Origin of the sequence: Bacillus sp. EB600, assembly GCF_024494385.1 — a bacterium.
Lineage (GTDB): Bacteria > Bacillota > Bacilli > Bacillales > Cytobacillaceae > JAEVLT01.
This window is the reverse complement of the sequence record NZ_JAEVLT010000002.1, coordinates 105,787-123,030: the sequence shown is the minus strand read 5'-3', so window position 1 is coordinate 123,030 and position 17,244 is coordinate 105,787. Positions and strand designations below refer to the sequence as shown.

18 protein-coding genes are annotated in these 17,244 nt (G+C 39.7%); all 18 read left to right on the top strand.

The features are described from left to right. Window positions 1-437 precede the first annotated feature (437 nt). The 18 genes from JN080_RS03310 to minD all read left to right on the top strand — a co-directional run bounded on the left by JN080_RS03310 (window position 438) and on the right by minD (window position 17,085). On the top strand, window positions 438-1,211 hold the full coding sequence (locus JN080_RS03310) for an ABC transporter permease (protein ID WP_256234483.1): 774 nt from the start codon (window positions 438-440) through the stop codon (window positions 1,209-1,211). Further along, on the top strand, window positions 1,208-2,224 hold the full coding sequence (locus JN080_RS03305; RefSeq protein ID WP_256234480.1) for a VanW family protein: 1,017 nt from the start codon (window positions 1,208-1,210) through the stop codon (window positions 2,222-2,224). The genes JN080_RS03310 and JN080_RS03305 overlap by 4 nt, the downstream gene beginning before the upstream one ends. A gap of 23 nt (window positions 2,225-2,247) precedes the next feature. Further along, window positions 2,248-3,906 (top strand): GspE/PulE family protein, encoded by a 1,659-nt coding sequence (locus JN080_RS03300; protein WP_256234479.1) that lies wholly within the window; start codon window positions 2,248-2,250, stop codon window positions 3,904-3,906. Window positions 3,907-3,918: 12 nt separating this feature from the next. Beyond that, on the top strand, window positions 3,919-4,959 hold the full coding sequence (locus JN080_RS03295) for a type IV pilus twitching motility protein PilT (RefSeq protein WP_256234478.1): 1,041 nt from the start codon (window positions 3,919-3,921) through the stop codon (window positions 4,957-4,959). Then, complete coding sequence (locus JN080_RS03290) at window positions 4,960-6,174, top strand: type II secretion system F family protein (protein WP_256234477.1); 1,215 nt, start codon at window positions 4,960-4,962, stop codon at window positions 6,172-6,174. A gap of 147 nt (window positions 6,175-6,321) precedes the next feature. Continuing rightward, window positions 6,322-6,792, top strand: coding sequence for a type II secretion system protein (locus JN080_RS03285; RefSeq protein ID WP_256234476.1), 471 nt, complete (start codon window positions 6,322-6,324; stop codon window positions 6,790-6,792). Window positions 6,793-6,797: 5 nt separating this feature from the next. Further along, window positions 6,798-7,550: a prepilin peptidase gene (locus JN080_RS03280; RefSeq protein ID WP_256234700.1), complete on the top strand. Its 753-nt coding sequence runs from the start codon at window positions 6,798-6,800 to the stop codon at window positions 7,548-7,550. 16 nt (window positions 7,551-7,566) lie between these two features. Beyond that, entirely contained in the window at window positions 7,567-8,556 is a 990-nt protein-coding gene (gene pilM, locus JN080_RS03275; RefSeq protein ID WP_256234475.1) for a type IV pilus biogenesis protein PilM, read from the top strand. Further along, window positions 8,556-9,272, top strand: coding sequence for a PilN domain-containing protein (locus JN080_RS03270; RefSeq protein ID WP_256234474.1), 717 nt, complete (start codon window positions 8,556-8,558; stop codon window positions 9,270-9,272). Before pilM ends, JN080_RS03270 begins: the two co-directional genes overlap by 1 nt. Further along, a complete protein-coding gene (locus JN080_RS03265) occupies window positions 9,269-10,096 on the top strand; it encodes a hypothetical protein (protein WP_256234473.1) in 828 nt (275 codons plus the stop codon). The genes JN080_RS03270 and JN080_RS03265 overlap by 4 nt, the downstream gene beginning before the upstream one ends. Window positions 10,097-10,223: 127 nt before the next feature. Beyond that, a complete protein-coding gene (locus JN080_RS29585) occupies window positions 10,224-11,303 on the top strand; it encodes an SPOR domain-containing protein (RefSeq protein WP_256234472.1) in 1,080 nt (359 codons plus the stop codon). Between the two features lie 232 nt (window positions 11,304-11,535). Next, window positions 11,536-12,114 (top strand): Maf family protein, encoded by a 579-nt coding sequence (locus JN080_RS03255; protein ID WP_256234471.1) that lies wholly within the window; start codon window positions 11,536-11,538, stop codon window positions 12,112-12,114. A 36-nt stretch (window positions 12,115-12,150) separates the two neighbouring features. Continuing rightward, window positions 12,151-12,843, top strand: a complete 693-nt coding sequence (gene radC / locus JN080_RS03250; protein WP_256234470.1) for a RadC family protein — start codon at window positions 12,151-12,153, stop codon at window positions 12,841-12,843. 159 nt (window positions 12,844-13,002) lie between these two features. Continuing rightward, window positions 13,003-14,028 carry a rod shape-determining protein gene (locus JN080_RS03245; protein WP_256234469.1) on the top strand — a complete coding sequence of 342 codons (1,026 nt, stop codon included), beginning with the start codon at window positions 13,003-13,005 and terminating at the stop codon, window positions 14,026-14,028. A gap of 26 nt (window positions 14,029-14,054) precedes the next feature. Continuing rightward, window positions 14,055-14,936, top strand: coding sequence for a rod shape-determining protein MreC (gene mreC / locus JN080_RS03240; RefSeq protein ID WP_256234468.1), 882 nt, complete (start codon window positions 14,055-14,057; stop codon window positions 14,934-14,936). Beyond that, window positions 14,933-15,451, top strand: coding sequence for a rod shape-determining protein MreD (gene mreD / locus JN080_RS03235; protein WP_256234467.1), 519 nt, complete (start codon window positions 14,933-14,935; stop codon window positions 15,449-15,451). The genes mreC and mreD overlap by 4 nt, the downstream gene beginning before the upstream one ends. Before the next feature lie 148 nt (window positions 15,452-15,599). Further along, window positions 15,600-16,280 (top strand): septum site-determining protein MinC, encoded by a 681-nt coding sequence (gene minC / locus JN080_RS03230; RefSeq protein WP_256234466.1) that lies wholly within the window; start codon window positions 15,600-15,602, stop codon window positions 16,278-16,280. Window position 16,281: 1 nt separating this feature from the next. Further along, on the top strand, window positions 16,282-17,085 hold the full coding sequence (minD, locus tag JN080_RS03225) for a septum site-determining protein MinD (protein ID WP_256234465.1): 804 nt from the start codon (window positions 16,282-16,284) through the stop codon (window positions 17,083-17,085). Window positions 17,086-17,244 lie beyond the last annotated feature (159 nt).

Below are 17,244 nucleotides of genomic sequence, written 5' to 3'. Positions count from 1 at the left end.
CGATCCGGTTTTTTCCTAGGTTTAATTATAAGTAGCATCGATTCCATCGTCCGGGCTAATGGCCCAATGTTAGTACATTGATTGACAATCGTTTTGGTGTTAAGTGTATCTAAGTTGTTACTATTTCCATTATTTTTATACATGAATATTTTTCGCTTTCTTTTTAATATTTCCTAAAAATATCCATAAATTTTCAATTATATAATAGTCCAAATTAACTACAATTAACAACTTTTATTATTGTGAATATTCAAGTTATACACAACTAATATTTTCCTCTATTAATAATTCCAAAAATGTTTTAAATTTGTTATGCTTGTAATAAAATTATTTGAAGACGAATTTTGTCAAATTTGTGTTGTATTTAGGCGATATTTTGGATATTTTGATGAAAAACATAGTTTTAAAGATTTAAACGAACCAAAGGGAGTGAATGAATGGACGAATTTTTTTGGGCATTTGGTTCCATGCTTTTTGTCATGCTAATCGTTTATTTTTTACCACTTGGTTTTTCTAAAAAAGGAAAAATAATTTTAGTTTTTACAAGCTTTTTGTTAGCCTTAGGTGGTTTGGCAGCGACAGCTTCTTTTTCTTTTTTGCTTACCAGCCTAATCCTTATTGTTCTTATCCTTTTTGGTACATATCTAATGGATCAACGAATGGGAAAGTGGTTATATGCTATAGACGACTTCTTAGCGAAGCAGGAAGATGAGGATTTCTTCATAAATTCAGAAATGGAATCTGCTGTAAGTCGTGAAAATGTTTATCAAAGTAAGGGTAAACAACAACTCGAACCTATTAATATTTTAAAGGTTAATGATGAAAAGAAGTCTCAAAATGAATTTAAGAAGAATAGAGAAAGCGATTTTCTGACAGTTGAAACAGGAGACGAAGATATTTCATTTTTGCTGAATCGGAGCATATCAATGGAAAAAGAACATAGTGATATTATCGAGGAACCCATGCATGAAGTCGATTACCTATCTGAAATAGAGGGATTGCTTGTTGAAGATTCAGATAAAAGTGTTGATCAATCAAAAACTGTTCAGAATCAAGAAGTAATAGTAGAAATTGATGAACACGAGATTCCAGTAATTTCACTTGAGGACAAATCAAGCAATGAAACTAGTACCAATCCTGCCCAACAATTTGATGATTTAGATGAAATTCCGATTATTTCCTTTCACGAAAAGGAGGGGAAGCAATCTTGAAAAGGAATCAGCAAATGGTCAAATTGTTCCTCATTCTGTTTATTTGTACGGCTGTTATTTTTAGCTCTGCCTACTTTGGTTCACAGGCTATTGGGAAGCTGAAAAAAGGGGACCAACAGCAAACGGCTTCTATAAAAGTTGCTGAAAAGTCTGTGAGTGAATCTGTTCCAGCAGAAGCGGAAAAGGAAGACGTCCTAAGTAAAGCAACAGTTAGTTCTAAAGAACTCCCAGAAGACCTGCAGCCTGCTCTGACTGTTATTTCAAAAATAGAAATTCCTGCACAAGCATCGTTTTCATTACTAGAATTTGCGAAGAAACAGAATCTTGAAACGCTAAGCACTGATACACTTAGTATTATTGCTACAGGAATCTATCAAGCGATATTGCCGACAAATTTTGCAATTGAAGAACGAAATATTGGCAATGAGCTGCCTGCTTATGCTCATCTTGGCGATGAGGCTAAGGTGGATTTCACCCAAAACATGGATCTGGCCTTTTCTAATCCTAATAAGACAAAGTATACGCTTGACTTACAACTTAATGGAAACAGCCTGACTGTTACCCTAAAGGGTGCAAAGCTTTCCTATGAATATAAAATTACAACAAAAAATGAGCAAAAATTAATGCCAAAAACAATTGTCCAATATAGTCCATTGCTAACTCCAGGGCAAACAATGGTAAAGAATGCCGGCCATAATGGGCTGACAGCTGCGGTTTACCGTCAAACCTATAAGGGCGACATATTAATCAAAAGTGAGCTCATTGGGAATGACTACTATCCGCCAGAATATCGGGTTGAAATCCATGCCCTAAATGCTCCAGCAGCACAGTCTGGAAATTCGACCGATCATGCCTCTCAAACTGACCAACAGCCTGCTCCTGCTAATCCAGATCAAACAGGTCAACCCACAGAACTAACGACGGGTACACAAACGAATACAACAAATGATATAACGTCACAAAGTACCAATGATAGTGACCTATGGGGAAAACCAAATGAAGGCTCAAAATAATTCTTAAATAAAGTAGTGATGAGATGAAACAAACACGAAAAAGACTTGGTGATCTACTAGTTGAAGCGGAGTTGATCACAGAGGAACAACTGCAAGCAGCACTAAAAGATAAACCGGCAGACCAAAGAATTGGTGATGCCTTATTACAAAAAGGCTTTATTACCGAGCAGCAATTGATTGAAGTGTTGGAATTTCAGTTGGGGATTCCGCATGTCAATCTATACCGCTATCCGTTTGATAGCTCGCTTTTTTCACTTATCTCGAAAGAAACGGCACGGCGAAACTTAATGGTTCCGTTAAGGAAGGATGGCAATCGGCTTTTTGTAGCAATGGCCGATCCAATGGATTTCTTTGTGATTGATGATTTACGGCTGTCAACAGGTTTTCAAATCGACACAGCGATCGCAACGAAGGATGATATCTTAAGAATAATTAATAAATATTACAATATTGACGAAGGATTTGAAGAACTTTTTGGTGAGGTACAAATCGAAAAAAGCAAGGAAGAGGATGTTACCGATCAGGATTCGCCTGTCGTACGACTGGTCAATCAGATTTTAGCGAATGCAGCAATCCAAAAAGCCAGCGATGTCCATATTGATCCCCAGGAAACAAAGGTGCTTATTCGTTACCGTGTTGATGGCATCTTAAAGGTGGAGCGTGTGCTGCCGCGTCATATGCAAAGCGTCCTGACAGCCAGAATTAAAATCATGGCTAATATGGATATCACCGAACACCGAATCCCGCAGGATGGGCGGATAAAATTAAATTTAGAGCTTCATCCGATTGACCTAAGAGTATCGACCCTGCCAACCATTTACGGAGAAAAAATTGTTCTGCGTCTTCTTGATATGGGAACAAGCTTAAATGATATTCATAAGCTTGGCTTTAACTCTCTTAATTTAAAGCGATTTACTGATTTGATCTCAAGACCAACGGGAATTGTGCTGATCACAGGTCCGACTGGTTCCGGAAAATCATCGACCCTTTATGCTGCCTTAAACGAGTTGAACAGTGAGGAAGTCAATATAATCACGATTGAAGATCCAGTTGAATATCAGCTGGAAGGTATTAATCAAATTCAAGTAAATCATAATGTTGGGATGACGTTTGCAGCTGGGCTGCGCTCGATCCTCCGACAGGATCCAAATATTATCATGGTGGGAGAAATCCGCGATTCGGAAACAGTTGAAGTCGCAGTTCGCGCTTCGTTAACAGGTCACTTAGTTTTAAGTACGCTTCATACAAATGATTCATTGGGTACTGTTATAAGGCTGCTTGATATGGGAGTAGAACCATTTTTATTAGCTGCCTCCTTAAGCGGGGTTGTTTCACAGCGGCTGGTTCGCAAGGTTTGCCGAGATTGTATAGAAGTGCAAGAGCCATCAAAGCGTGAGAAAGAAATTTTTGCAAAACGCGGTCTCAAACTTGATAAAGTTTCAAGAGGTAAAGGCTGTTCTTCCTGTAATATGACAGGCTATAAAGGCCGGATTGCTATTCAAGAGGTTCTTGTAATTAACGATGAGATGCGGAAGGTAATCATGAACGGAGAATCACTTCAGAGGCTAAGGGATATTGCGATCATGAATAAAACGATTTTCCTAATGGATGATGGCTTGTTAAAAGTAAAGCAAGGATTGACAACAACGGAAGAGGTCTTACGCGTAGCAATCTTGGAGTAGGAGTGTAATCGAATGAAAGAAAAAATTGATTTGTTACTGCGGGCAGCTTTTGAATTAAAAGCTTCTGATATGCATTTAACAGTCGGTGTTCCTCCAGTCATGCGTATCAATGGAGACCTAAAAAGGTACGGAAAAGAGGTCCTAACGCCTGCGGATACGGAAGGGATGGCGAAAGCGATTATCCCTGTCCAATCCTGGGAGGATTTCAAGCAAAAAGGGGAGCTTGATTTTTCGTATGGTCTTCCTGAAATATCTCGGTTTCGTGTCAATGCCTATCATCAGCGGACAAGCGTTTCGTTGTCGATACGGGTCGTTCCATCGAGAATCCCTTCGCTAGAAGAGTTAGATTTACCCAATGTCTTGACAAAAATGGTTGAAAAACCGCAGGGGTTATTTCTTGTTACAGGACCTACCGGTAGCGGAAAGTCAACAACCTTGGCCGCAATGATCAATTACATGAATCAAACGATGAGGCACCATATCATTACGCTTGAAGACCCAATTGAATATCTTCATCGCCATGGAAACTGTATTATTGACCAGCGTGAAATTGGCTTTGATACGCAAAACTTTGCAAATGGCCTGCGCGCAGCTCTTCGTCAGGATCCTGATGTGATTCTTGTCGGCGAAATGCGCGATTTAGAAACAATTCAAACAGCGATTACAGCAGCTGAAACAGGCCACCTTGTTTTAGGGACATTGCATACATCGAGTGCTCCGGACACGATTAATCGGATAATCGATGTTTTCTCGCCAGCACAGCAGCCGCAAATTCGAGTTCAGCTTGCTTCTGTTTTAGTCGGGATTATCTCACAACGGCTATTTCCAAGGATTGATAAACAAGGCAGGGTAGCGGCAACTGAAATTATGATTAATAACGCAGCGATTGGTAACCTGATCAGAAATGAAAAAATCCACCAAATTTCAAGTGTGATGCAAACATCCCGGGCCCAGGGCATGCATACACTTGAAACAAGCATTAATGAATTAATCGGCAAAGGCCTGATCGACAGAAAAGCCGCTGAGCCTTTTTTACAGGAGCAATTCATTTAAATGGCCAGATTTAAATACGCAGGCAGGGACCGAAAGGGCAAACGGCAGGGCACCGTTAATGCGACTAGCATGCGAGAGGCAATGACCAATTTAAAGGAAGATGGGATTCGCGTCATTGAAATCACGGAAATTCCCGAAACCTTTTTTACAAAGGACATCACAATTGGCAACCCGGTTAAGCTCCAGCACTTTGTTATCTATTTACGGCAATTTGCGACGTTGATCAAGGCAGGAGTAACTGTTGTAGATGCTACAGGGATCCTTGCCGCCCAGACAGAAAGCAAGCATTTAAAAAAAGCATTGGCTGGAATCGAGCTGGAGCTCCGGGATGGAAATCCACTTTCCGAGTCTGTTGCCAAATACCCGAAAATCTTTACCCCCATGTTTGTTAATATGGTGAAAGCAGGAGAAGCAGGTGGTAATCTTGATGAAACACTTGAGCGTCTAGCCGTGCACTTTGAAAAGCAGCATTTTACCAGGCAAAAAATTGTCTCTGCGCTTACCTATCCGCTTGCGATTGGAATTATGGCAATCGGAGTAGTTATCTTTTTGTTAGTGGCGGTTGTTCCAACGTTTGTAAAAATGTTTGCTGATATGGGAAGCCAGCTGCCGGCAATTACGAGATTTGTTCTGTCTGCGAGCGACTTTATGCAAAGCTTTTGGTGGCTGTTTGTGCTTGTAATGATTGCTATTATTTCCTTCGTTTCATTCTTACGCAGTAAACCGGAAACAAAGTATTATTTGGATTATATCATGCTCCGGATGCCTATATTTGGGAAAATGCTGCAAAAGGCAGTCATTGCCAGGATGATGCGGACAATGAGCTCATTATTTTCCAGTTCAGTACCGATTCTCCAGTCAATGAAGATTGTTGAAAAGGTTGTTGAAAATGAAGTCATTGCCAAGGTGATTCGTGAAGCGCATGATTCGCTTGAAAAGGGACGGTCGATGACCGTGCCAATGAAGGCACATTGGGTTTTCCCCCCGCTCGTAACGCAAATGATTTCGATTGGTGAGGAAACAGGTGCACTCGATGCCATGCTTGGTAAAGTCGCTGATTTCTATGAAAAAGAAGTCGAAATCGGCACGGACAAGCTTAAGTCTCTAATTGAGCCAATTATGATTGTCTTTTTAGCTGTGCTTGTCGGGACTATTATCATGGCAATCATGGTCCCAATGTTTGATATGTACAATCAATTCCAACAAAAATCGTAAAATGTTACAAAATTACAAAATATCTGATATATATCGACTGGAAATTACATGAAACGTTAACATTTTGATTCTCTTTTTCTACTAATTTCTATATAATAATAGAGAAATATACATAGGTTAATAGGACTATTAAGGAGTGTGGAGTTTATGATACAAATGGTAAAGAAAAAGTTAAAAAATGAAAAAGGATTTACATTAATTGAATTGCTTGCGGTTATTGTTATTTTGGGAATTATTGCGGCAATAGCAGTACCATCCGTTATGAATATTATGAACAATTCAAAGAAGGATGCACACGTTGCCAACGCTCAGCAAATGGTAAATTCTTCTAAATTATATATATCTCAAAATAATGTAAAAGTAGATACCACTGGTCAGGATATAAAACTGTCTGATATGATGACAGCTGGGGTAATTGATGAAATTAAGGACCCATCCGGTAAAGGGTATAATACAACCAAATCACTTGTAAATGTTAAAACAAAAGCTACAAATGATAGCACCGCTGTTTATACAGTAACATTAGTATCAGATATTCCCACTGGGGGTACGGAAACAACTTATATTCCTGCTACAGATGTCAAAAGCCTTGACAAATCCTTAGTAACACTTCCGTAATGATAATGACTTTAATGTTATTTCTATATGGTTTGGTTCTTGGCTCTTTCTTCAACGTCGTCGGTCTCCGTGTCCCAATTAACCAGTCGATCGTCAAACCACGATCATCCTGCCCAACCTGCGGCCATCAGTTGAAGGCTTACGAGCTAATTCCAGTCATTTCCTATTTAATTCAAGGGGGGAAATGCCGCGGCTGTAAGTCGCGGATTTCTCCTATCTATCCGCTTATGGAATTGCTGACAGGCATTTTGTTTGCCATTGCTCCTGCTGTGATTGGCTGGTCAGGGGAGCTGCTTGTCGCTTTAACGTTAATTTCTTTGTTTATGATCATCACCGTTTCCGATATTGCTTATATGATCATCCCTGATAAAATTTTGCTGGTATTTGCAGGGATTTGTTTATTTGAACGGATTTTGTGGCCGTTAACGCCGTGGTGGGACAGCCTTGTTGGGGCAGTTGTTGGCTTTACACTGTTATTGCTTATTGCGTTTGTGAGTAAAGGCGGGATGGGCGGCGGCGATATTAAACTTTTTAGTTTAATTGGCTTTGTCCTCGGCTTTAAACTGCTTTTACTATCATTTTTCCTGTCTACCTTATATGGTGCTGTTTTTGGCATTCTTGCGCTTCTTTTCAAATTGGCGAAGAAACGTCAGCCAATCCCGTTTGGACCATTTATTGTGGCAGGAACACTTACTTCCTATTTTTGGGGATCACAGCTAATTGCTTTGTATTTACGATTCCTTACGAATGGGATTTAAAAAGGGGTTATGATTAATGGCTTTATCCCTCTTTTCACTGAGAAACCGAATTGTGAATCTTGTTATCAATGACCATTCCATTCGCTTCCTCGAGTTAAAACAAGCTAACCCTCCAACAGCCCAGCGGTGGTGCGAACGGTTTCTGCCGCCTGGGATTATTAATGACGGAAAAATTCTCGATGCCGAATCATTGGCGAATATAGTAGATGAGTGTATTGATGAATGGAAAATTCAGCGGCGTCAGGTCCGATTTATCGTTCCGGATTCGCTTGTGATTATTCGGAAGGTTTCGATCCCTGCTGAAATTCAGGATGATGAAATTCATGGGTATTTGTATTTAGAGATGGGTTCCAGCATTCATCTTCCCTTTGAAGATCCAGTCTTTGATACCTTCCCACTAACAAGTAATGAAAAAACGAAAGACCTGTTGTTGTTTGCGGCTCCAGAAAAATGCGTCATGGAATATGCTGATTTACTTTCCGATTTGAAGCTAAATCCGATTGCAGCTGATATTTCCTCACTTGCAATCTATCGCTTGTATCATCAATTAGGTCAGGCAAAAGAAAATGAAGTTCTTTGTTCTGTTCAGTTTGATTTGACAAATGTTAATATGTGTGTTTTTGAAGCTGCTGCACCCTATGTCATGCGAAGTTTTCCCCTTAACTATGAAACTAAAAATTGGGAAATGAAACAAAGTAATGGCAGTGTGGAATACAAATACCTTGGCGAAGCAAATCTTGCAATGGAATTTGAAGATGTTTTCCACGAAATTAATAAGCTGCTGGATTTTTATCGCTATTCACTATATAACGGGAAAAAAGAAGTAACCAATTTTCTGATTAGCGGTGATCATCCGCTTCTACAGTTAATAGATAAAGAAATGAAGGATCGCTATGATCTTCCTGTAAGCAGGCTTGATTTCGGGGAAACAGCAAACGGAAAGGCTGAAATGCTTCCGTATAAATTTTATCTTCCTTTAGGTCTTGCTTTAAAAGAGGTGAAATGATGCTAGTAGATATTAATTTATTACCCCAAAAAGAGCAGAAAAAGCTTGGCTTGCTAATTATTTTGGCCATTTTGGTTGGTCTATTTTTACTAGCTTCAATTCTTTATTATGTTCAAATTCATACAGCGAAAGATACGTTTCAATCAATTGACAAGCAAATTACAATGACGAAAAAAATTGAGGAACAATTGCAAAAAAAACAAGGGTCTTCAGCTTCAGCCAATTCTGCCAATCAACTAAAGACGGCCATTGATTGGGCTGATAATAACCGAATTGAAACAATACCAGTCATGCGTCATCTGACTGCACTGCTCCCAGAACGCGGATTTATCCAAACTTTTACGTATAATGAAACTGGAACAGTGACAATTACCGTTCAATTCGATACACCAACCGAGGCTGCGAATTATTTGAATAGTCTTAATCACTCAAGCTGGATCGAAAAGGTAAGCTTAAACTCGTTAAACTCCTCCAGCAGTGATTCTAATTCAGCATCAACATCAAGCAATCAAACGAATTCTACCACTACTGCATCTAATCCAGCAAGCACTTCTACTGAAGCAATAGTAGATTCAAATACAAACAGTGCGACGAAAAATTATTTGCCTCGGTATACGGGACAATTAGAAATTCAATTCAACAGAGACTCTGTTAAGAAAGCAATTGACATGGCAAAGAAAAATGGCAGCGATGAGGAAGGTGGTTTTGGGTCATGAAGATCCTATTCTCTACTAAAGAAAAAATCATCCTTGCTGCTGCTGTGTTAATTTTGGTCATTTATATCGTTTTGCTGCAGTTTTATTTTCTGAGTCCGTTAAAATCTGACCTAAAGGTCAAACAGCAGACCTTACAAACGGAACAAAAGCTAGTAGAGACAATGCAGCAAAAACAGACTGGAAACAATGAGACAGGAAATGAAAATACAACAGAACTGCAAAAGGAGATTCCCGTTAAGCCTCTCCAGGATCAGTTTATCTTAGACCTGCAGCAAGCTGAAGCTGTTTCTAACAGCCAAATCAAATCGATGAGCTTCACCGATGGTGGACAAGCAGTGGCAGCGAGTGCTCAGACGAACACTGCTGTTAGCACGCCCCAAACTCAATCGAACAGCAACCCTGGCCAAACCAATTCGTCTAACACAACTACTCTACAGCAAAGTGAGCAAACAACAACTGGGTCTGCACAGCAGCAAAATGCCCAAAGTCCAAATCAAGCTCAGTCATCCACGCCATCGGCAATAAATAAACTCACTGTTCAATTGAGTATTGAATCACCACATTATGAGGATTTAGAAAAGTTTATCAACACGCTTGAGGATTTGAAACGGATTACCGTAGTTGAAGCGATAAACTATACAGGTAATAGCGAAATCACTTCGCTTGATCAGGAACGCAAATCACTTACCTATACTCTTACTGTGGCTGCATATTATGTACCTGGATTAACTGATCTTGAAAAGCAACTTCCAAAAGTGGATTATCCAGCCCCGGCAAACAAGGAAAATCCATTAAGTCAATTTGCTAATACCCAAACGCCCTAAACAACGAAACTGCCAATATTTTGGCGAAATCCTTCGATAACAAGACGACAAAAGTCTTGTTATTTTTTTTTGCCTTTATGATAGGATAAAACAAATTAAGCTGTCCGGAAAGAAGGGAGTACTGATCGTGAACAAGCTTAACAGCGGCAAAACAATTACTATTAAAATTAATGGTGAAAAAACGCCATTTCTGGAAAAGAACCCGAAGGAAGAACAGGCAACCATAGAACACAAGCTGAATTCAATTGAAATCAATTCTGTACAAACAGACAATGACGCGATCGTCGAGACGGCAGCAACACAAGAGCAAAACGATGAGAGCTTTGATTGGATTCTCCCAGAACAGGCTGAAACCCAAAGTGAACTCAGCCTCTATAAATCACCGGCAAAAGCGTCCAAACAAAAGAAAAGTATAAGATTGCCTGCATTATCTAAGGTTGAGAGAAAAAATACCGGCCCGTTTAAACCGATTATTTTATCTGTCGTTTTTGCTGTGCTGCTAGGGACAAGCTTTGGAGTCTTGATGCTGAAGCTTGTAATTACAGACCATGGTAAATCTTCAGCAGTCGAAGCTCCAGCCGTGCCAGCGCCAAAAAAGGATTCTCCAATAAACGACAGCAAAAGCCAAGTTGCTGCAACAATACAGCCGCTGAAAGCTTATATGATTCAAGGAGGAGTTTTTACTAAGAAAGAAACGGCAGATCAAATGGCCAGTCAGACAATTAAAAAAGGGATTCCTGCTGAAACGCTGGAGATGAATGGACAATACTATTTATTTCTTGGTGCTGCTGATTCACTTGATAATGCTAGAAGCCTTGGCACTATTTATAAACACAAAGGTATAGATGGTGTATTCACTAAAACAGTAACGATTCCTGAAAAGAACCTGTCGAACCTAACTTCGAGTGAAAAAAGCTTCATGGAAAATGCCCTGGCCATTATTGCGCTCCTAACCAATTTAACATCAAACAAGATGGCTGGAGGTACCTTTCCGAGTACTGAATTGAAATCACTAAGCGGACTAGAGACAAAGCTGACGAAAATAGATAGCAAGGGAATAAAAGATAAAAAAATCATTGCATTAAAACTAGAAATAACCAGAGCCATCAACCAAGTAAAAGATTATCAACAGAAGAAGGATCATAAAGCAATTGTCAATGCACAGCAGCATCTATTAACATTTTTGGCTGTCTATTATTCACTTTAATCGTGCTGCTAAGTAATCGGAGAGTACAAATTAGCGCTGGATTATTTTCTGGGAAATGATCGGGAAATTTTAGTCTGTTCAAAACTGGACAGACCTTTTTATTTTTTCAAAGGAAGCTAAGTATATATTTCGGAAACGTAGCAAATTTTAAAGATATAAATTGTTTGCTGAACGAAAGTTTGGTACGATTAGATAGTATCTCCCAATGATACAAAAAAGGTAAGGTGATTTTATGCAAACCCTCATTTTAGCCTCTTCTTCTCCACGGCGAAAAGAACTCCTGCAAAATCTAAATTTAACCTTCGAAATTTCAAGCAGTGAAGTAGATGAAAGCTTTGATCCCGGCTTATCCCCGTCCGAAGTTGTGATGGAGTTGGCACAGCGGAAGGCACAGGCTGTTTTTCAGGCACATTCCGCCGCATATGTGATTGGCTCCGATACCATCGTCGTTATACATGGGCAAATTTTAGGCAAGCCGGAAAATGATGCTGAAGCTGTTCGCATGTTGAAAATGCTGTCAGGAAACCAGCATGATGTCTACACAGGCGTTTCCATTTTATCACCACATGGTACTGCTCGTTTTTATGAGAAAACAGAAGTTTTATTTTGGGAGTTAACGGATGACGAGATCATCTCGTACGTGCAAAGTGGTGAACCGCTTGATAAAGCAGGAGCTTATGGCATCCAGGAACTTGGCAGTATGCTGGTCAAAAAAATAAGCGGCGATTATTTTGCGGTTGTCGGCTTGCCTGTTTCAAGGACGATCCGCGAATTAAAAAAGCTAGGCTACCAATTACCGTACGAAAAGTGACGCTTTTCTTAACTCCTTAATAAAGGAGGAATAAGAATGTCCACGAAAAATGGATTAATGATCCGCGATTTTCCACAGGATGAACGACCACGAGAGCGCTTTATGCAGCATGGCCCGCAAAGCTTATCCAATCATGAACTAATAGCGATTCTGCTTCGCACCGGATCAAAAGAGGAGTCGGTTCTGCAATTATCCAATCGCCTCCTCACCCAATTTGAAGGATTGCGGCTGCTTAAGTCGGCTTCATTAGAGGAAATGACCGAGATTAAAGGGATTGGCCATGCAAAAGCTATTCAAGTCCTTGCAGCTGTAGAATTAGGAAGAAGAGTTGCCAATCTTGCTTACAATGAACGCTATATTATCCGCTCCCCGGAGGACGGGGCCAAGTATATGATGAATGATATGCGTTTCCTCACCCAGGAACATTTTGTCTGCCTTTACTTAAATACGAAAAATCAAGTCATGCATAAGCATACTGTCTTTATCGGCAGCTTAAATGCCTCGATTGTGCACCCTCGCGAGGTGTATAAAGAAGCTCTCCGCCGTTCTGCTGCCTCCATTATTTGTCTGCATAACCATCCCTCGGGCGATCCCGCACCAAGCCGCGAAGATATTGAGGTCACAAAGAGGCTGTCTGATTGCGGCAAAATAATTGGCATTGATTTGCTTGATCATTTGATCATTGGAGAAAATAAATTTGTCTCCTTAAAGGAAAAAGGTTATTTATAGCACTATGATTTTTTTTGACGTTAGGCTATAATATGGGTTATGATTTTTTAGGACTCTTTTCGTAATTACTACACGATTTTCTAAAAAACCGTCAGTTATTTTTGACTGAATAAATAGCTTTACTTAAATGCATTTCGTATCAGAAAGGGAGATACAACTATGTTTGGAATTGGTTCAAGAGATCTAGGAATAGACTTGGGGACGGCGAATACCCTTGTTTTCGTAAAAGGAAAAGGAATCGTTCTTCGCGAGCCTTCAGTAGTGGCTTTGCAAACAGATACAAAACAAATTGTTGCCGTTGGTAGTGATGCGAAGAATATGATCGGGCGTACGCCTGGAAATATTGTCGCTTTAAGACCGATGAAGGACGGGGTTATTGCTGATTACGAGACTACAGCTACAATGATGAAGTATTACATACGACAAGCAACGAAGAGTAAAGGATTTTTATCCAGCAGCAAGCCATATGTAATGATTTGTGTTCCATCCGGAATTACCGCTGTCGAGGAGCGAGCAGTAATTGATGCTACACGTGCCGCAGGTGCCCGTGATGCCTATACAATTGAAGAGCCGTTTGCAGCAGCAATTGGCGCCAATTTACCTGTATGGGAGCCAACCGGAAGTATGGTCGTCGATATTGGCAGTGGAACAACAGAAGTAGCAATTATTTCTTTGGGCGGAATTGTCACAAGCCAATCGATCCGAATTGCCGGTGATGAAATGGATGAAGCGATTGTTTCGTTTATCCGTAAAAATTATAATTTAATGATTGGTGACCGGACGTCGGAAACAATCAAAATGGAAATTGGCTCGGCAGGGGAACCGGAAGGCATTGATAATATGGAAATTCGCGGCCGTGATTTATTGACAGGCTTACCGAAAACGATCGAAATCACAGCAAAGGAAATTTCCTCTGCACTTCGGGACACTGTGTTTGCCATAGTCGATGCAGTCAAAAACACACTTGAAAAAACACCACCGGAATTAGCAGCAGATATTATGGATCGGGGAATTGTCCTGACTGGCGGAGGTGCTTTGCTACGAAACTTGGACAGGATAATTAGTGAAGAAACAAAAATGCCTGTCTTAATTGCGGAGAATCCGCTTGATTGCGTTGCGATGGGAACCGGAAGCGCATTGGATCATATAAACTTATTTAAAAATAAAGCGAAAGACTCACGATAAAAGTCCAAAAATAGAGGTGTATCATCATGCCACAATTTTTCTTGAATAAACGGTTAATTGTGTTGCTTGTCAGCATCATTATTCTCGTGGCATTGATTGGGTTTTCTTTAAGGGAGAGGAGTCAGCCCACCTGGCCGGAACAATTTATAAAAGATACCTCCGGCTGGGTTCAATCCCTGGTTTCAAAGCCAACACAGTATCTCGTAGGCTTTTTTGGTGATTTTCAGGATCTGCAAAATACATATCAAGAGAACAAACAATTGAAAACACGTGTTGATAAACTAGTCAGCTTAGAAGCGCAGGTACAGAAGCTTGAAAAAGACAACAAACAATTGCGTGATGTATTAGGTGAAAAAGAGACCCTGAGTGATTATAAACCATTACCTGCTACTGTCATTGGTAGGAATCCTGATCGGTGGCATGAATTATTAATTATTGATAAAGGCAAAATCAACGGTATTGAGCAAAACATGGCTGTTATGACAGCAACTGGGTTGGTTGGAAAAATAAAAAGTGTCAATCAGTTTAGCTCAACTGTCCAATTATTAAGCGCTCTAGATCCGAAAAATCGGATTTCTGCCTTTATTCAAGGCGAAGCCAATGCATATGGACTTGTTGAAGGCTACGACCAAGAGAAAAAACAGCTATTAGTTAAAAGGATCCCATATGATGCAAAAGTGAAAAAAGGACAGACAGTCATTTCTTCAGGCTTAGGTGGCGTTTTTCCACCTGGATTGTTAATAGGTAAAGTCGTCAGTGTCAAGACAGATCAATATGGATTAAATCAGACTGCTTATATTAATCCTGGGGCCGATTTTTATGATATTGAAAATGTACTTGTTATTAAGCGAAATACTACACAGCCTTCAGCCAGCGACCTAGGAGCACCAAAGGGGGAGAATTTGTGAAAAAATTCCTCCTCCCTCTTTTATTTTTACTTTTGTTTATTTTTGAAAGTTTATTTGTCCAGTTTTTGCCTGCAGACCTTTTTGGTGCTCAAAAGATATTGGTTCCTCGCTTTTTAATAATTTCGATATTCTTTTTAACCGTTTATGGAAGTGCAAAACATGGAATTGTTTATGGACTAATTTTTGGGCTATTATTTGACATCGTTTTCACAGAAATTCTTGGTATCTATTTATTTTTATACCCTTTTATTGCTTTCATTGTTTTAAAAATAATGAAGGTATTGCAGGTCAATCTGCTCATAACCTCCATTGTTTCTCTCATTGGTGTTGCATTATTAGAGATTGCTGTTTTCGAAATGAACACATTAATCGGGATCACAGCAATGAATTTTACGAGTTTTTTAAACATGCGTCTCATCCCAACACTACTTTTAAATGCAATCTTTCTAATCATTGCTGCCTATCCATTAAAACGACAATTTGAAAAATTCGCAGAAAATTTACGAGCTGACTAATATAATTTTCAATTTACTTTCGAAAAGAGGAGTTTGTTACCTTTTTGTCGAATTCTAAACGAGGAAAAATGATTGATAGAAGATCCAAATAAGCTGCATAGCGCAGTTTATTTCTTTTCCGCTTTTCTATATTGGGGTGAAACTCTTCATGAAAAAATGGCAAAATGTTACGATAAAAGGAACGAAGGATGGGTTAACCTTACATTTAAACGATGATTGTTCCTTTGAAGAATTAACAAAAGAGTTAGATGAGAAGTTATCAGCAGGCTTATTAACAAATGAAGACCGCGCGTTAATCCCGGTCAAGCTTGAAACAGGTCATCGATATTTGACCAGCACTCAACAGGGTGAATTAAAGGCGTTGATCCGCCAAAAAAAGCAGCTTGTCGTCGAAGAAATTAACTCGTTAGTGATCACCAAGGAAGAAGCCGACAAACAGCGAGAGAAAAATGGCATGGTCACCATTACGAAAATTGTTCGTTCAGGACAAATTATTGAGGTGCCAGGTAATTTGCTGCTTATTGGTGATGTGAATCCGGGTGGAACGGTTAAAGCGGGAGGCAATATTTTTATTATGGGAGCTTTAAAAGGGGTTGCCCATGCAGGCTGCTATGGAAATGACCAAGCCGTGATTGCTGCTTCAAGTATGAAACCATCTCAATTACGCATTAGTGATTCCTTAAATAGAGCACCTGATTACTCAAACAGCGAAGAAAAACACGAAATGGAATGTGCTTATATAGATATAAATAATAAAATTGTAATTGATAGATTACAAGGATTAATGCATCTAAGACCTAATCTAACTAGATTAGAAGGGGGACGTTAAAGTGGGAGAAGCAATTGTCATTACATCTGGTAAAGGCGGTGTTGGTAAAACAACTACTTCTGCTAATATTGGGACAGCATTAGCGCTTCAAGGGAAAAAAGTCTGTTTAGTAGATACTGATATTGGTCTGCGGAACCTGGATGTAGTTATGGGACTTGAAAATAGAATTATTTATGATCTAGTTGATGTTGTGGAAGGCAGATGTAAAGTTCACCAGGCGTTGGTAAAGGATAAACGTTTTGATGATCTATTGTATTTGCTTCCGGCAGCACAAACGACCGATAAAACTGCTGTTTCACCAGATCAGATGAAAGTACTAATTGATGCCCTAAAGCAGGATTATGATTATATCATCATCGACTGCCCAGCAGGGATTGAGCAGGGCTACAAAAATGCAGTTGCAGGTGCAGATAAAGCAATTGTTGTAACAACACCTGAGGTTTCAGCCGTTCGGGACGCAGACCGAATCATTGGTTTACTTGAAAAAGAGAAGGGTGTTCAGCCGCCTAAATTAGTCATCAACCGGATCCGCAATCATCTCATGAAGAACGGGGATATGCTGGACGTAGATGAAATCACAGCGCATTTATCAATTGAATTAATTGGGATTGTTGTTGATGATGATGAAGTCATTAAGGCATCAAACCACGGGGAGCCAATTGCTCTTAATCCAAATAACAAAGCATCCATTGCCTATCGGAACATAGCTCGAAGAATACTTGGGGAATCAATTCCGCTTCAGTCGCTTGAAGACAATAAAAAAGGTGTTTTTTCCAAACTGAAAAGTTTCTTTGGAGCTAAATAGTTATAAATCTAGCCTAATCCGCTGCTGTGGATCAGGCTTTTTTCGTGTTGCCCAAGTGCCCAGTTTACATCGCTAAACGGGCGCTTCTACTTTTCTTTATGTCATACTCTGGACGGGCCGGACATAAACTTGTACAAAAAGTGGGTAATGGATGGAAGG

What these genes read in the sequence shown, in the direction of transcription:
- pilM (WP_256234475.1), top strand. Translation starts at nt 7,567, where the DNA reads ATGGCTTTATCCCTCTTTTCACTGAGAAACCGAATTGTGAATCTTGTT.
- JN080_RS03290 (WP_256234477.1), top strand. Translation starts at nt 4,960, where the DNA reads ATGGCCAGATTTAAATACGCAGGCAGGGACCGAAAGGGCAAACGGCAG.
- JN080_RS03270 (WP_256234474.1), top strand. Translation starts at nt 8,556, where the DNA reads ATGCTAGTAGATATTAATTTATTACCCCAAAAAGAGCAGAAAAAGCTT.
- radC (WP_256234470.1), top strand. Translation starts at nt 12,151, where the DNA reads ATGTCCACGAAAAATGGATTAATGATCCGCGATTTTCCACAGGATGAA.
- JN080_RS03245 (WP_256234469.1), top strand. Translation starts at nt 13,003, where the DNA reads ATGTTTGGAATTGGTTCAAGAGATCTAGGAATAGACTTGGGGACGGCG.
- JN080_RS03280 (WP_256234700.1), top strand. Translation starts at nt 6,798, where the DNA reads ATGACTTTAATGTTATTTCTATATGGTTTGGTTCTTGGCTCTTTCTTC.
- minC (WP_256234466.1), top strand. Translation starts at nt 15,600, where the DNA reads ATGAAAAAATGGCAAAATGTTACGATAAAAGGAACGAAGGATGGGTTA.
- JN080_RS03255 (WP_256234471.1), top strand. Translation starts at nt 11,536, where the DNA reads ATGCAAACCCTCATTTTAGCCTCTTCTTCTCCACGGCGAAAAGAACTC.
- JN080_RS03285 (WP_256234476.1), top strand. Translation starts at nt 6,322, where the DNA reads ATGATACAAATGGTAAAGAAAAAGTTAAAAAATGAAAAAGGATTTACA.
- JN080_RS03265 (WP_256234473.1), top strand. Translation starts at nt 9,269, where the DNA reads ATGAAGATCCTATTCTCTACTAAAGAAAAAATCATCCTTGCTGCTGCT.
- mreC (WP_256234468.1), top strand. Translation starts at nt 14,055, where the DNA reads ATGCCACAATTTTTCTTGAATAAACGGTTAATTGTGTTGCTTGTCAGC.
- JN080_RS03300 (WP_256234479.1), top strand. Translation starts at nt 2,248, where the DNA reads ATGAAACAAACACGAAAAAGACTTGGTGATCTACTAGTTGAAGCGGAG.
- JN080_RS03295 (WP_256234478.1), top strand. Translation starts at nt 3,919, where the DNA reads ATGAAAGAAAAAATTGATTTGTTACTGCGGGCAGCTTTTGAATTAAAA.
- JN080_RS03310 (WP_256234483.1), top strand. Translation starts at nt 438, where the DNA reads ATGGACGAATTTTTTTGGGCATTTGGTTCCATGCTTTTTGTCATGCTA.